Origin of the sequence: Ochrobactrum sp. MYb379, assembly GCF_037479515.1 — a bacterium.
In the GTDB taxonomy this organism is placed as follows: Bacteria; Pseudomonadota; Alphaproteobacteria; order Rhizobiales; family Rhizobiaceae; genus Brucella.
The window spans coordinates 80165-94045 of record NZ_JBBGYW010000009.1 but is presented as its reverse complement, the minus strand read 5'-3'; the positions used below and the strand labels follow the sequence as shown (position 1 = coordinate 94045).

The following is a 13881-nucleotide window of genomic DNA, read 5'->3' as shown; positions in this document are numbered from 1 at the left end:
CGCATCAAAACCACAACTCTCGCGCGCCACTTACGATCAATCATTTACAGGCTTGGCAATTTCCCCGAGGAGAAGGTAATGAACCGTCACTTAAACCGCAGCTTTCTTTCTATAATATCCATCAGCTTAGGTTTGCTTTTCACATCGGGGGCCGCGTTGGCGGCGGATAAATTCAAAGCCGTTACAACCTTCACAGTCATTGCTGATATAGCTCGGAATGTTGCTGGCGATGCCGCGACGGTTGAATCGATCACGAAGCCGGGCGCTGAAATCCACGAATATCAACCAACCCCCGGCGACCTCATCAAAGCACAAGGTGCTGACCTCATCCTTTGGAATGGGCTTAATCTCGAGCTCTGGTTTGAAAAATTCTTCTCACGCCTCAAGAAGGTTCCAAGTGTGGTGGTGAGCGACGGCGTTGTGCCGATGGGTATTACGGAAGGCCCTTACAGCGGTAAACCGAACCCACATGCGTGGATGTCTCCCACATCCGCCCTCATCTATGTTGACAATATCCGTGATGCATTCATCAAATACGACCCGGACAATGCTGAAACCTACAAAGCCAACGCCGAGAAATACAAAGCCGAAATCACTGCGACCATTGATCCAATCAAAGCCGAGTTCACAACTATTCCGGCCGACAAGCGCTGGCTTGTGACGAGTGAAGGCGCATTCTCCTACCTCGCCCGCGATTTTGATCTGAAAGAGCTTTATCTCTGGCCGATCAATGCCGACCAGCAGGGCACACCACAGCAGGTACGCAAAGTGATTGACGCCGTTCGCGCCAATAACATCACTGCCGTTTTCTCGGAAAGCACGGTTTCCGCCGCCCCTGCTGAACAGGTCGCAAGGGAAACTGGCGCGAAATATGGTGGTGTTCTCTATGTCGATTCACTTTCTGAAGCGGACGGTCCAGTTCCGACCTATATTGATCTTCTGAAAGTCACTTCGGACACGATCGCCAAAGGCCTCAAACAATGAATGTTCCAATAAATCATCACATTGAGGAACAGGCCGCGCTTAATCAAAGCGCGGCTCTGGGCTTGAGCGTAAAAAATGCGACTGTCACATATCGCAACGGTCATACAGCGCTGCGCAATGCCAGCTTTGAAATACCAACCGGGACGATCACTGCGCTTGTAGGTGTAAACGGCTCTGGAAAATCGACCATTTTTAAGGCCATTATGGGCTTTGTCCGTCTCGCGAAGGGCGACATTTCGATTCTCGGCCAGCCTGTTAAGCAGGCATTGAAAAAAAATCTGGTCGCTTATGTGCCGCAAAGCGAAGAGGTCGACTGGAATTTCCCTGTTTTGGTCGAAGATGTCGTCATGATGGGGCGTTACGGGCATATGGGCATGATGCGCATTGCACGTCGTGCCGATCACGAAGCGGTCGAAAAGGCCTTAAGCCGCGTCAACATGATTGATTTTCGCAAGCGGCAAATCGGTGAACTCTCTGGCGGGCAGAAGAAGCGCGTTTTTCTCGCTCGCGCGCTTGCTCAGGATGCGAAAGTCATCCTCCTTGATGAGCCTTTTACCGGGGTGGATGTTAAGACCGAGGAAGCAATCGTAACCCTTCTGCGCGGCCTTCGCGATGAAGGTCGGGTGATGTTGGTTTCGACGCATAATCTCGGCAGCGTACCTGAGTTCTGCGACCGCACCGTTCTCGTAAAGAATACCGTGCTTGCCTATGGCCCTACAGAAGAGATTTTCACGCAAGCGAACCTCGAAAAGGCTTTCGGAGGCGTCCTGCGCCACCTCATTCTTGATGAAAAGACCAGTCAGAATCGATCAGCTATTGGCGTGATAACAGACGATGAGCGCCCATTTGTGCTTTATGAGCATAAACAGGAAGGACAGAATTAATGTCCGTGCTGCTCGAACCGTTTTCTTATGGATATATGCTCAATGCCATGTGGGTTTCCGCCCTCGTCGGTGGAGTTTGTGCATTTCTGTCAGCCTATCTGATGCTTAAGGGTTGGTCGCTCATTGGTGACGCCCTCTCCCACTCCATCGTACCGGGAGTTGCTGGTGCTTATATGCTGGGTCTGCCATTTTCTATCGGGGCGTTCTTTTCCGGCGGACTTGCTGCAGCTGCAATGCTGTTTCTCAATCAGCGCACGAAGCTCAAAGAAGACGCGATTATCGGGCTGATCTTCACGGCCTTCTTCGGCCTTGGTCTGTTCATGATTTCGCTGCGGCCAACCTCAATCAGCATTCAGACAATCGTGCTGGGCAACATTCTGGCGATCACGCCCGGCGATATTCTGCAATTGGCCATCATTGGCTTTGTGTCGCTCGCGCTGCTTTTGCTGAAATGGAAAGACCTGATGGTGGTGTTTTTTGATGAAAGCCATGCACGGTCCATTGGGTTGAAACCAACAGCGCTGAAAATCATGTTCTTCACACTGCTTTCGGCCTCAACCGTTGCTGCAATGCAGACCGTGGGCGCATTTCTCGTCATCTGCATGGTCGTAACGCCGGGCGCGACTGCGTACTTGCTCACAGACCGCTTTTCACGGCTTTTGTGGATTGCTGTACTCATTGGCGCATCGACGAGCTTCATCGGTGCATACATCAGCTACTTCATGGACGGTGCCACAGGCGGCATCATTGTTGTGTTGCAAACGCTAGTGTTTCTTACCGTGTTTTTTCTCGCACCCAAGCATGGCATGCTCGCGGCCCGAAGACGTGCGGCCGAAGCATTGCAGGAGGTTGAGCTATGAGCTTTCCTGAAATGCTTTTGATGCCATTTCAATTTGATTTCATGGCCTATGCGCTGATTGCTTCGGTGCTTATCGCCATTCCAACCGCCCTGCTCTCCTGCTTTCTAGTGCTCAAGGGTTGGTCGCTAATGGGCGATGCCATCAGCCATGCAGTGCTGCCGGGCGTTGTGATTGCCTATATGATTGGGCTACCGTTTGGAATTGGAGCCTTTGTTGCCGGTATGGTTTGTGCACTGGCTACAGGTTTTCTCAAAGAAAACAGCCGCATCAAGCAAGATACTGTCATGGGAATCGTCTTCTCAGGCATGTTTGGGCTTGGGCTTGTGCTTTATGTTTCTGTGCGCGCAGAAGTTCATCTGGATCACATCCTGTTTGGAGACATTCTGGGCATCAACACAGGCGATCTTATCGAGACCGCAATCATCGCCGCTTTGACTGCCGGTATTTTGATAGTCAAATGGCGCGACTTTCTGCTTCATGCATTTGATCCGGCGCAAGCACGTGCAGTTGGTTTGCCGGTACGACTTCTGCATTATGGATTGCTCTGCCTGATTTCGCTCACCATTGTCGGTGTGCTGAAAGCCGTTGGAATCATCCTCGCAATCGCCATGCTGATCGCGCCGGGAGCAATTGCATTCCTGCTCACGCGCCGGTTCAGCAGCATGATGATTGTTGCTGTTATTGTTGCGGTGTTCTCGTCGTTCATGGGCGTTTATCTGTCATTCTTCATCGACAGTGCACCAGCACCAACAATCGTTCTGCTCATGACAGCGATCTTCATCGCTGCCTTTCTGTTTTCATCATGGCGCACAGCAAAAGCAGAAGCACTGCATGAGACTGAAAGTGCTTGATTAATTTACCAAGTAAGCTGTCCTTTCGTGTCGGATCAGCTTGCGTGCAGCGTGGGCAGCTTTGCAAAGCTGTCCACGTTTTTGCACAGCTGCGCAGCATCAGTCATATGGCTGTTATAAATCCTCGATAGATAACGACGTCAACAGGCAGCACATAAAAACTGCTCCCGAATTTTCAGCGCATTAAAATTGTTGCTTGTCGAGGTAAAATAAAAATGCTTCAATCCCAATTGCACGGCTGTGCAGAAAAAATAAAACCGGCCGTCGATCCTGGGGAGGATACGCAAATGCCTGCGTTTTTGGAGGTAGCGGATGCGCGCGTTCGCTATGGCAACAATGAGATTCTTAAAGGTGTAGACCTTTCGGTCAAGAAGGGTGAGTTCGTCGCACTGCTCGGATCATCGGGCTGTGGCAAGACCACTTTGCTGCGTGCAATTGCCGGCTTTAATACACCAAGCGAAGGCGCAATCCGCGTCGGCGGTAAAGATGTCACTCGCCTGCCACCTGATAAGCGCGGCATGGCCTTGGTGTTCCAGTCCTATGCGCTCTGGCCACATATGACAGTCGCGCAAAACATCGGATACGGACTGCGCATTCGCGGCACAGCGAAAGATACAATCCGCAGCAAAACTCAGGAAGTTGCTCGCCTTCTAGGGCTTGATGCACTGCTTGATCGTAAGCCAACCGCCCTGTCCGGTGGCCAGCGCCAGCGCGTCGCCCTTGGACGTGCGCTTGCAATTGAACCGGATATATTGCTGCTGGATGAACCGCTATCCAATCTTGATGCACGCATTCGCTTGTCCGTTCGTCACGAAATCAGTGCGTTGCAGCGCCGCTTGGGTATCACTGCTGTGCATGTGACCCATGACCGAGAAGAAGCCATGGTCATGGCTGATCGCATCGTGATCCTCAACAATGGTGAAGTTGCTCAGGCGGGAGCACCTGAAGAAGTCTATAATCATCCAGCATCTGATTTTGTTGCGGCATTTATGGGTGCTGAAAACAACGTTGAATTGCCAATAAGCGTCACGGCTGATCGAATTGAAATTGCAGCCGGACCGCACAACAAAGCAAGCACGATACCAGCCGGTCGTCGCAATCTTTCAGACGGTATCGCCACTGCCCGCTTTCGTAGCGAAGCTGCCAAACTGACCAATCCTGGATCACCCAATTCTGGCACGACACCTGAACTCATTCTGACAGGAACAGTCGATCAAACCAGCTATCCCGGCGGTCTTTGGCGTCACATGGTGAATGTCGGCGGCAAACATCTCTTGGTCGATACGCACGAAAGCCACCAGCCCGGATCTCAGGTTGAAATACGCATTCCAGAGCAGTCACTTTTCCTGTTCGACAAGTGATCTGACCGATAAAAATGGCCTCATATTTTGATGCACACCTGTGCATTTGAATACAAGCCATTCGTAGCTGTCATACCAGATCAACACAGAATTGCGGGCCGTAAAACGCCCGCAACCGCTCAAAAATTCCCGATCACGCATCAACTGATACACAACATTTAACCGGCGAAACCTTCCGCTAAGCGGATAAAATGCAGGATTTATTCGATGAAAACGATCCTTAAAACAGCTCTCATTCTTGGCCTCACGGCGTCACCAGCGGCAGCGCAAGAACTGACCGTTCTAACCGCTGGCGATCAAAACATGGTCGATTATGTAAACGAATATCTCGGTCCATTGTTCGAAAAAGAAAATCCGGGCACAACGGTTCGTGTTGTCGGCACAGGTCCGGGCGATGCTGGTTCACAGAAGATTCTCGAACGCTTCGAAGCACAGTCCAAAGCTGGCGTAGATAAGTGGGACGCTGACGTTGCAGTCGTTCATGAGAAATTCGCTGGCCCAATGGTCGAAAAGAAGTTTCTTGAAAACTATCGTGGCAAGATCGACAGCGGCAAGCTGGTAACCCGAGACAATGCCAAAATGGCGCTCGGCACCAATGTTGACGGCTATGTTATGCCAATGTTCAACAGCCAGACGGCACTTGCCTACAACCCGGCTCTCGTTGCCAACCCGCCAAAGAGCTATGACGAGCTGGTCACGTGGGCCAAGGAAAATCCGAAGCAGTTCGGCTATAACGGCATCAAGGGCGGCGCATCAGGTGTGAGCTTCGTTATGGGCTGGATCTATGCTTACGGCGGCGATTCCGAAAAGCTGATGAAAGGCCCGTTTGAAGAAGGTGAAGCGAAGAGTTGGGACAAGGCTTTCGCCTCGCTCAAGGATTTCACCACCAATGCAACTTTGACGCCGGGCAATGCTGGAACACTCGACATGCTAAGCCGTGGCGAAATCGCCATGGGCCCGGTCTGGGTTGATATGTTCTATTCTTGGAAGGCTAACGGCCAGCTCCCACCAGAAATGAAGCTCATTCTGCCTTCGCCGGGCATGCCTGGCCAGCCGATGCATTATGTCATTCCTGAAAAGAGCGCCAATAAGGAACTCGCTGAGAAGTTTGTAGCGCTTGCAACCAGCCCAAAAGTTCAGGCTGAAGGCATCGTAGAACGCTTCAACTGGTATCCGGGCATCGATGCCGACCACGTCAAGGCAGAACTCAATGCTGATACGTGGAACAAGCTCTTCACCGATATTTCACCAGAAGAACTAGCCAACTACGGCAAGCCTTTCCCTATCGCTCCATACAACAAGGCGATCCTGGAAGCTTACGAGCGTCAGGTCGGCAACTAACATAGGATTAAGCCGGGTGCGTCAGCGCGCACCCGGTCCCCTCACCTGAATTAAGGAATATCTATGTCGCAGAGAATGACGGGTTTTCTGCTGGTCGCACCCGCACTGGCAATCGTGTTGTTTCTGTTCATCGTGCCGCTGTTTGGCGCGATAACTGGTGCATTTCACGTTGGCGAAGATTGGGGCTTCGGCAATTTCACCAAAGCTTTCGAGCTTTATTCCAGCGACATGCTATTCACGCTTGTAATCGTCACACTTTCCTCAGCACTCATTGCGCTGTTCGCAATCGCGATCGGTGGCTATCTGACACTCGGGTCTAATCAGCGCGCAGTCACTGTGCTTCGCTGGCTTTATCGTTGGCCGCTGTTCATTCCTTTCATTGTTGTTGGCCAGATATTGCGCACTTTTCTTGCAAAAAACGGCCTTATGAATAGCCTTTTGATCGAGAGCGGTGTTCTCACACCCCTTCAAGCGATGAGCTTTCTCGACTGGCGCGGCATTGTCATTGCGTTTGTCTGGAAACAGACCCCGTTCGTTACGTTATTGCTTGCTGGCGCAATGGCATCGATTGATCGCAGCACGATTGAATCAGCACGCAATCTTGGTGCTGGGCGGCTGCGCATCCTCATTGAAATCGTGCTTCCACAAGTACGTCCGACGTTGCTTGTTGGTCTGATACTGAGCTTCGTCACAATGATGTCAGTGCTTTCTGTGCCGCTGATGATAAATGCCCAATCGCCAACCATGATCACCGCAAATATGGCGTTCCGCATCAATGCCTATGGCGATTACGGCGTTGCCAATGCGCTTGGCACGATCTCGCTCCTGATGACCAGTCTGGTTGCATGGGTTTATCTGCGCCAAACCATGAAGGAGCATGGCTAATGAGCAACATCTTTGACTGGCGCTGGATACCGCGCGGCATCGTGCTTGGTTTGCTGGCGTTTGCAATCTTTGGACCACTGGCGAACCTTCTTCTCTGGGCTGTGGCTGAACGCTGGTATTTCCCGCATACGCTGCCCATTCAATATGGTTTTTCTTTCTGGGCGAATGTATTTTCACCGCGTGGAAACGCGCTGTCTTCGCTTGCCACAAGCGTTATCATCGCAAGCCTGACGGTGGTTGTTTCGCTCGGCCTTGCCATTCCTGCTGGCTATGCACTGGCACGCCTGAAACTGCCATTTCGTGGGCTGGTGTTGCTTATCCTGCTTATCCCGCAGGCATTTCCGAACCTCCCAATCTACGTCAATATCGCGCAGATGTTCTATTCACTACGTTTGAACGGCACGATTACGGGCGTTGTTTTGGTGCATGTAACACATGGTCTGGTCTATGCAGTGTGGATCGCAACAGCCGCTTTCTCCGCGATTGATCGCGAACTGGAAGAGGCCGCACGCTCTATGGGCGCTTCTGCCATTAAGACCTTCATCCACATCACATTGCCAATCGCAGCACCGGGCCTGCTTGCAAGCGCAATCTTTGTGTTCCTTGAATCACTGGATGAATTTACCGGCACCTATTTTGTGGGCGCACCTGACATTACAACATTGCCGCTGATGCTCTATACAGCAAGCTCAGGTGGCAACTATCAGATCGCGTCGATCAGTGCATTGATCCTGCTGGTGCCGTCCATTGTGTTCATGTTTGTTGTCGAGCGCTTCTTGCGTGCAGACGTCCTCTCGAAAGTGGGTCGATAATTATGGCCGACAAAGATCGTTTTCAGGAAGAGCTTCCCGAAAACCAACCGCGCTTTATCAGTGCGCACGAAGTTGCTGTAGAGGCTGGCGTATCTCGCTCGGCGGTTTCGCGCACGTTCACTCCCGGCGCAAGCGTTTCGCCCAATACTCGCGAAAAAGTGCTGAAAGCAGCGGAAAAGCTCGGCTATCAGGTCAACGACCTTGCACGGGGATTGCTTGCCAACCGTAGCCGCATTGTCGGCATGATCGCAGCAGATCCAGCAAGCCCCTTCCGCTCGCGGCAGATCGCTGCTCTGTCTCGCCGTTTAACGGCACGTGGTAGCGTTCCCGTTCTTATCCCGACCGGACAACATGGTGAAAACCTCTCTGCTGCACACCAGACTTTGCTGCGCTATCGAGCCGAAGCAACTGTCGTTCTCTCTGGTATGCCTTCATCTTCCTTCGTTGAACTGGCACAGCGCAACGGGCAAACTCTGATCGTCGTCGGACGTAACGAAGACGGTCCAGACCACATTCGCATCAACAATAAACAGGCAGCCGAAACAGCGGTCGATGTTTTTGCCGCTCGCGGCATGAAACGGCTGGGACTTGTGACGTCGAATGTGCGCAGTCCCAATCTATTGGAACGCGAAGAGGCCTATATAGCGCGGGCCAAAAGCTTTGGCCTTGATGTCAGCGTACAACGTGGCGAACTCACGGACTATGATGGCGGCTTTGCTGCTGCTTCTCTTTTGCTGAGCGAGCGGGATCGTGTTGAAGCGGTGTTCTGCGTCAATGATCTGATGGCTTTTGGGCTGATCGATTGCGCGCGCGATGTCTTCAATCTCTCGATACCTGACGATCTGTCCGTCATCGGCTTTGATAATGTCACCGAAGCGCGCTGGGGTGCTTACCGCCTCACAACATTTGATCAGAATGCCGAGCGTCTCTCCGCGGAAATTATCCGAATGCTCGATGAGCGGCAAAGCGCGCCCAATGCACCACCGCAGATGGTGATGATCGACACGCCCTTAATTTTGCGTGGAAGCGTTCGCCCACTAAAAACTGAGAACCCAACGAACGGAAGCAAGTTCTGAATGTCCGATCATTCTATCTGGCTGCGGCCTGCTCATGACGATCTTATTTTTCTTGATAGCATCGTCAGTGATTTGGGTGGACGCTTTAATTCGCCGATATTTGAGCCGCATGCAACGCTGGTGCCAGATATGAAGCGGTCAGCAGAAGACCTTCTGCCACAAGTGTTGAGTCTCGCAATAACCCGCAAACCGCTTGAACTACTGATCGAAGACGTCACGGGAAGCGACGCTTATTTTCGCTCTCTCTATGCTGCACTTGAAAAAGCACATGCACTAATGCGCCTGAAGCAGGATTCTCTTGAAATCTCCAGCGAAGCCAGCTTGCAGAGCTTTATGCCGCATGTCTCGCTGGCTTATGGCGTTGAGGAAACAACCCTCAAACAAATGGAAATCGATCGGCTTAAAAAAGAGCTGTCCGGTCGAAAGCTTCGGTTCGACCGGCTTGTAATCGTAAGCTCCTCTAGTGATACGCCAATCGATCAATGGCATGTCAAACACGAGGTTTATCTAAAAGGCTAAGCCAGCCGCACATATAATATGCGGCTGGCTCTTAATCATCAAAGAGGGCGCGGGTAAGAGCGATAGACTTTTTCGATGTCTGCCAGAACGTCATCTGAAAGTGTTAGTTCACTCGAAGCAATGTCAATCTTGAGCTGCTCAACAGATGTTGCGCCAATAATCACGGACGCCATAAATGGCCGTGATACAGAGAAGGCAATTGCCATCTGTGCAATATCAAGACCATGCTTTTTAGCAACATCGATATAAGCGCGGATTGCCGGCTCAGAATAAGAGTTATCCCGCCACATGCCGCCATCCATCACAGATGCGCGTGAACCTTCAGGGACTTTTCCGTCAAGGTACTTGCCAGTCAGCACACCTGCTGCAAGCGTGGAATACGCAAGCAAACCAACATCTTCGAAAAGCGATACTTCTGCCATGTCGTGATCAAATTCACGCTGCAAAAGACCATACTCATTCTGGATCGATGCCATACGCGGCAGATTATGTTGTTCAGCAATCTTGAGCCACTGCATCGTGCCCCAAGCCGTTTCGTTGGAAAGGCCAACGTGACGGATTTTGCCTGCACGCACCGCATCTTCAAGACCAAGCAGAACATCATGGATTTGTTCACGTTCGGCTTTCGGATCAACATTGGATGGATTGAAATCCCAGCCCTGACCAAAGTGATAATGCGGGCGGGATGGCCAATGGATCTGATAAAGGTCGATATAGTCAGTCTGCAAACGCTTCAGGCTGTCATTAACGGCTTCAGCGACACTGGCACGGCTCGGCTTCGCGCCGCCGCGAATCCATTCCTGCCGGCCACCACCTGCAATTTTGCTGGCAAGGATAACGCGATCACGTTTGCCTGACTTTTTGAACCAGCTACCGATGTAGTTTTCCGTCTTGCCGTAGCTTTCCGGGCTCATCGGAATGGCATAGCCTTCAGCAGTATCGATAAAATTGACACCCGCATCGACAGCAAAATCAAGCTGCTCATGCGCGTCGTTTTCAGTATTCTGAACGCCCCAAGTCATGGTGCCGAGGCAGATATCAGTAACATTAAGGCCTGTGCGGCCCAAAGGTTTCATTTTCACGAGATTTTTCCGGATCGATTTGCCCGCAGAGCGCGGATGTGATGGGGGACAATTGATAACCCCGCTTTGTCACACCTGACAAGACCGCTCCTTAAAAATTGAAGATGATTATAGAAACCGATTTGCTGAATAAGGCGCTGGATCAGTAAATGTTTTCTCGCCTGTCATCATCTCAGCCAAAAGACGCCCAGTTGCCGGACCAAGCGTCAAACCATGATGCGCATGTCCAAAATCAAACCAGAGACCCTTATGGCGCGGCGCAGGACCAATCACCGGACGCATATCTGGCAGACATGGCCGCAAGCCAAGCCACGGCTTTGTTTCGACAGGCGCACCGAGCTGCGGCAGAAGGCGGCGCGCAACCTTCTCAGCACGTTTGAGTTGAATGAAATTAGCCGGAGCATCAGGCGAAGCAAATTCGATGCCTGTCGAAAGACGAACGCCCTGCACCATAGGCGCAAGCACATAGCCCGCCTCTTCATCAACCACGGTATGACCAAGCCGCTCGCCGTCCTGCATCTCAAAATGCATATGATGACCACGCTTAATACCAAGCGGAATTGCATAACCAAATTTCTGGAAAATCAGGCCCGATTGCGGACCAAGAGCTACTACCACTTCACGCGCAAAAGTGGGACCTTCCTCGGTCGTTACTTGCCACCCATTCGTGCTTTCCGAAAGTGTTGCCGCATCGCCATGAACAAACCGGCCACCATTTGATCGAAACAAATCCGCATAGGCCTGAACCAAACCGCCCGGATTGACGATGGTTTTGGGATCAAGCCAATGGATACCACCTGCAACATCACCCAACGTTGTTTCGCGCTGTTTCAGCGCCGGTGCATCAAGAACATCATAGGCCAGATTAAAGCGTTGCAACTGCGGCAAACGCTGAACTGCCGCCTGAAAAGCAATCTCACTGCGGAAAACTTCGATCCAGCCTTGCGAGCGCACGAGCCGTTCACAACCCGCCTGTGTAATCAGCGCATCATGCTCACGCACGCTCGCTTCAACCAGTGGCAACATCGCATCGGTTGCTATCTTGAGGCGCTCTGTTGATGATTCACGCCAATATTGGAACAGCCAGCGCGCAATGCGTGACACATAAAACGGATCGTAGCGCACATCGGAACGGCGGTTCATGCCATAACGCAGCAGCGTGCCAAATCCTTGCGGAAACGAATAAGGAATAACGCTGGAGCGCTCAATAAGCCCTGCATTTCCAAAGCTTGTGCCTTGTCCCGGCTCACCACGATCAATCAGCGTGACTGAACGGCCTCGCGCTTGCAAATGAAGTGCTGCCGAAACACCGACGATACCTGCGCCCAGAACGATGACATCTTGTTGCAGCATGGTATCCCCAACCCATTGCATGAAATGAAAGCGCGCACCGACTGTTTGTCAGTGCGCGCATTCATACATCAAACTAGCGTAACTTTTACAAGTCACTTATCTTCGATCAATAAATATCAAAGTCGAAATATTTCTTCACGATCGTTGCATAGGTGCCGTCGTCGCGAATTTTCTTGATGGCCACATTGAACTGCTCGCGCAGATCATTGTCACCCTGACGCACCGCAATAGCCGTGTCTGTCTGCGTACCGGGCACATCCCCAATCAGCTTGCAGCAATCCGCGCCATCAGCCTTGATCCAGTCAGAAATCGGAAACTTATCCGAAATCACTGCATCAAGGCGACCGCTTTTAAGATCGGCATTGGCTTCATCAGCAGTCGGATAGAGTTTAACGTCCGCACCAGCTTTGCCATAAACGTCTTCGGCATAAGTGCCCTGCGTGGTCGATCCCTGTGCGCCGATGCTCTTCCCCTTGAAAGCTTCTGCATCAAGCGACGTGATCGTGCTATCTTTTGGAACTGCCACGGAAAGCGGTGTGGAATAATATTTGTCGGTGAAGGAAACCTGCTTCTGGCGCTCTTCCGTCACACTCATTGATGCAATAACAGCATCAAACTTGTTGGTCTGGAGGCCCGGAATCATGCCGTCCCAGTCATTAGCGACAATCGTGCATTTCGCATCCATCGCCTTGCAAAGCGCATTGGCAATCTCAACGTCCAGCCCTTGCAATGTTCCATCAGCTGCAACGAAGTTGAATGGCGGATAAGCACCTTCCGTTGCAATCTTGATCTCCTTCCATTCCTTAGCCTGCGCTGGAAGTGCGGCTATAATGGAAGCAAAGCCTGCGAACAGGATAGATTTCAACATAATATTCCCCTTGACCGTTGTTATGGTTCTGTTTTGCAGGTTTCCCGCCCACAATATTATGGATCGAATGAAGCACTGAGCGCCGCCAGTTTCAAGTTAAACATTTGGCGACGCTCATAAATTCTATCAATAAATATCGAAGTCGAAATATTTCTGCCGGATCGTCTCGTAAGTACCGTTGTCACGGATCTTTTTAATCGCCGCATTGAACTGTTCACGCAGATCATCGTCGCCTTGACGCAGAGCGACCGAAATCTTGGTTTCCGAGCCCGGAATATCGCCAAGGAACTTGCAGCAATCAGCGCCCTGCTTTTTCAACCAATCTGCAGCCAAAAACTTATCAGCCGCAATCGCATCGACACGGCCGTTCTCAAGATCGGCATTGGCTTCGTCGGCAGTTGGGTAAAGCTTCACATCCGCGCCGGCCTTGCCATAGACATCATCGGCATAATTGCCCTGTGTCGTGCCAGCCTGAGCCCCGACTGTCTTGCCGTCAAATGCTGACGGTTCAAGCGAGGTAATGTCGGTGTCTTTCGGAACCACAACGGCCAGTGGCGTTGTGTAATAGCGTTCGGAGAAAGCAACCTGCTTTTCGCGCTCTGGCGTAATCGCCATCGAGGCAATAACGGCATCGAACTTGTTGGCCTGAAGACCCGGAATCATGCCGTCCCAATCATTGGCGACGATTTCACACTTGGCTTCCATTGCTTCGCAAAGCGCATTGGCAATATCGATGTCAAAGCCAATCAGCTTGCCGTCAGGCGACATGTAGTTGAAAGGCGGATAGGCGCCCTCACTGGCAATACGAATTTCTTTCCATTCCTTTGCCTGCACAGGCATGGCTAGAACAACGGAGGCCAGACCGGCCAGCAAAATTGTTTTAAACATCGCTTCCCTATTCCACTTTTAGTTTCGGGCCATTTGATTTCTCAGTCCGGATTGCCCGCAAAGCCGAACAAATTCAATTGCAACTTTGGTCATATTCAAACGCAAAATGACCCGCTG

General features: G+C 51.5%; 14 protein-coding genes. 10 read left to right on the top strand and 4 right to left on the bottom strand.

The annotated features are described in order from the left end of the window. The first annotated feature begins 78 nt into the window (after positions 1-78). The 10 genes from WH356_RS16695 (at position 79) to WH356_RS16650 (ending at position 9573) form a co-directional block, all read left to right on the top strand. On the top strand, positions 79-984 hold the full coding sequence (locus WH356_RS16695; RefSeq protein WP_339512779.1) for a metal ABC transporter substrate-binding protein: 906 nt from the start codon (positions 79-81) through the stop codon (positions 982-984). Further along, the gene (locus WH356_RS16690; RefSeq protein ID WP_339512777.1) at positions 981-1868 is read left to right on the top strand and encodes a manganese/iron ABC transporter ATP-binding protein; all 888 of its coding nucleotides are present in this window, start codon (positions 981-983) and stop codon (positions 1866-1868) included. The genes WH356_RS16695 and WH356_RS16690 overlap by 4 nt, the downstream gene beginning before the upstream one ends. Further along, the gene (locus tag WH356_RS16685; protein WP_339512775.1) at positions 1868-2728 is read left to right on the top strand and encodes a metal ABC transporter permease; all 861 of its coding nucleotides are present in this window, start codon (positions 1868-1870) and stop codon (positions 2726-2728) included. Before WH356_RS16690 ends, WH356_RS16685 begins: the two co-directional genes overlap by 1 nt. Continuing rightward, positions 2725-3579 carry a metal ABC transporter permease gene (locus WH356_RS16680; protein WP_339512773.1) on the top strand — a complete coding sequence of 285 codons (855 nt, stop codon included), beginning with the start codon at positions 2725-2727 and terminating at the stop codon, positions 3577-3579. Before WH356_RS16685 ends, WH356_RS16680 begins: the two co-directional genes overlap by 4 nt. Before the next feature lie 287 nt (positions 3580-3866). Continuing rightward, positions 3867-4940, top strand: coding sequence for an ABC transporter ATP-binding protein (locus WH356_RS16675; protein ID WP_339512771.1), 1074 nt, complete (start codon positions 3867-3869; stop codon positions 4938-4940). 207 nt (positions 4941-5147) lie between these two features. Beyond that, positions 5148-6281 carry an ABC transporter substrate-binding protein gene (locus WH356_RS16670; RefSeq protein ID WP_339512769.1) on the top strand — a complete coding sequence of 378 codons (1134 nt, stop codon included), beginning with the start codon at positions 5148-5150 and terminating at the stop codon, positions 6279-6281. 63 nt (positions 6282-6344) lie between these two features. Continuing rightward, positions 6345-7166: an ABC transporter permease gene (locus WH356_RS16665; RefSeq protein ID WP_339512767.1), complete on the top strand. Its 822-nt coding sequence runs from the start codon at positions 6345-6347 to the stop codon at positions 7164-7166. Then, the gene (locus tag WH356_RS16660) at positions 7166-7978 is read left to right on the top strand and encodes an ABC transporter permease (protein ID WP_339512766.1); all 813 of its coding nucleotides are present in this window, start codon (positions 7166-7168) and stop codon (positions 7976-7978) included. The genes WH356_RS16665 and WH356_RS16660 overlap by 1 nt, the downstream gene beginning before the upstream one ends. Positions 7979-7980: 2 nt before the next feature. Further along, positions 7981-9054, top strand: coding sequence for a LacI family DNA-binding transcriptional regulator (locus WH356_RS16655; protein WP_339512765.1), 1074 nt, complete (start codon positions 7981-7983; stop codon positions 9052-9054). Further along, a complete protein-coding gene (locus tag WH356_RS16650) occupies positions 9055-9573 on the top strand; it encodes a haloacid dehalogenase (protein WP_339512764.1) in 519 nt (172 codons plus the stop codon). It abuts the gene before it with no gap. Positions 9574-9611: 38 nt separating this feature from the next. Here WH356_RS16650 and WH356_RS16645 read toward each other — a convergent pair whose 3' ends face one another. The 4 genes from WH356_RS16645 to WH356_RS16630 all read right to left on the bottom strand — a co-directional run bounded on the left by WH356_RS16645 (position 9612) and on the right by WH356_RS16630 (position 13764). Beyond that, positions 9612-10649 (bottom strand): aldo/keto reductase, encoded by a 1038-nt coding sequence (locus WH356_RS16645; RefSeq protein ID WP_339512872.1) that lies wholly within the window; start codon positions 10647-10649, stop codon positions 9612-9614. A 114-nt stretch (positions 10650-10763) separates the two neighbouring features. After that, a complete protein-coding gene (locus tag WH356_RS16640) occupies positions 10764-12008 on the bottom strand; it encodes an NAD(P)/FAD-dependent oxidoreductase (protein WP_339512763.1) in 1245 nt (414 codons plus the stop codon). 106 nt (positions 12009-12114) lie between these two features. Then, positions 12115-12876 carry an ABC transporter substrate-binding protein gene (locus WH356_RS16635; RefSeq protein ID WP_339512762.1) on the bottom strand — a complete coding sequence of 254 codons (762 nt, stop codon included), beginning with the start codon at positions 12874-12876 and terminating at the stop codon, positions 12115-12117. 126 nt (positions 12877-13002) lie between these two features. After that, on the bottom strand, positions 13003-13764 hold the full coding sequence (locus tag WH356_RS16630; protein WP_339512760.1) for an ABC transporter substrate-binding protein: 762 nt from the start codon (positions 13762-13764) through the stop codon (positions 13003-13005). Positions 13765-13881: the final 117 nt, after the last annotated feature.

Excerpts from the sequence above, each read along its gene's own strand:
- WH356_RS16695 (WP_339512779.1), top strand. The coding sequence starts at position 79 with ATGAACCGTCACTTAAACCGCAGCTTTCTTTCTATAATATCCATCAGC.
- WH356_RS16670 (WP_339512769.1), top strand. The coding sequence starts at position 5,148 with ATGAAAACGATCCTTAAAACAGCTCTCATTCTTGGCCTCACGGCGTCA.
- WH356_RS16630 (WP_339512760.1), bottom strand. The coding sequence starts at position 13,764 with ATGTTTAAAACAATTTTGCTGGCCGGTCTGGCCTCCGTTGTTCTAGCC.
- WH356_RS16660 (WP_339512766.1), top strand. The coding sequence starts at position 7,166 with ATGAGCAACATCTTTGACTGGCGCTGGATACCGCGCGGCATCGTGCTT.
- WH356_RS16680 (WP_339512773.1), top strand. The coding sequence starts at position 2,725 with ATGAGCTTTCCTGAAATGCTTTTGATGCCATTTCAATTTGATTTCATG.
- WH356_RS16655 (WP_339512765.1), top strand. The coding sequence starts at position 7,981 with ATGGCCGACAAAGATCGTTTTCAGGAAGAGCTTCCCGAAAACCAACCG.
- WH356_RS16685 (WP_339512775.1), top strand. The coding sequence starts at position 1,868 with ATGTCCGTGCTGCTCGAACCGTTTTCTTATGGATATATGCTCAATGCC.
- WH356_RS16690 (WP_339512777.1), top strand. The coding sequence starts at position 981 with ATGAATGTTCCAATAAATCATCACATTGAGGAACAGGCCGCGCTTAAT.
- WH356_RS16665 (WP_339512767.1), top strand. The coding sequence starts at position 6,345 with ATGTCGCAGAGAATGACGGGTTTTCTGCTGGTCGCACCCGCACTGGCA.
- WH356_RS16635 (WP_339512762.1), bottom strand. The coding sequence starts at position 12,876 with ATGTTGAAATCTATCCTGTTCGCAGGCTTTGCTTCCATTATAGCCGCA.
- WH356_RS16640 (WP_339512763.1), bottom strand. The coding sequence starts at position 12,008 with ATGCTGCAACAAGATGTCATCGTTCTGGGCGCAGGTATCGTCGGTGTT.
- WH356_RS16645 (WP_339512872.1), bottom strand. The coding sequence starts at position 10,649 with ATGAAACCTTTGGGCCGCACAGGCCTTAATGTTACTGATATCTGCCTC.
- WH356_RS16675 (WP_339512771.1), top strand. The coding sequence starts at position 3,867 with ATGCCTGCGTTTTTGGAGGTAGCGGATGCGCGCGTTCGCTATGGCAAC.
- WH356_RS16650 (WP_339512764.1), top strand. The coding sequence starts at position 9,055 with ATGTCCGATCATTCTATCTGGCTGCGGCCTGCTCATGACGATCTTATT.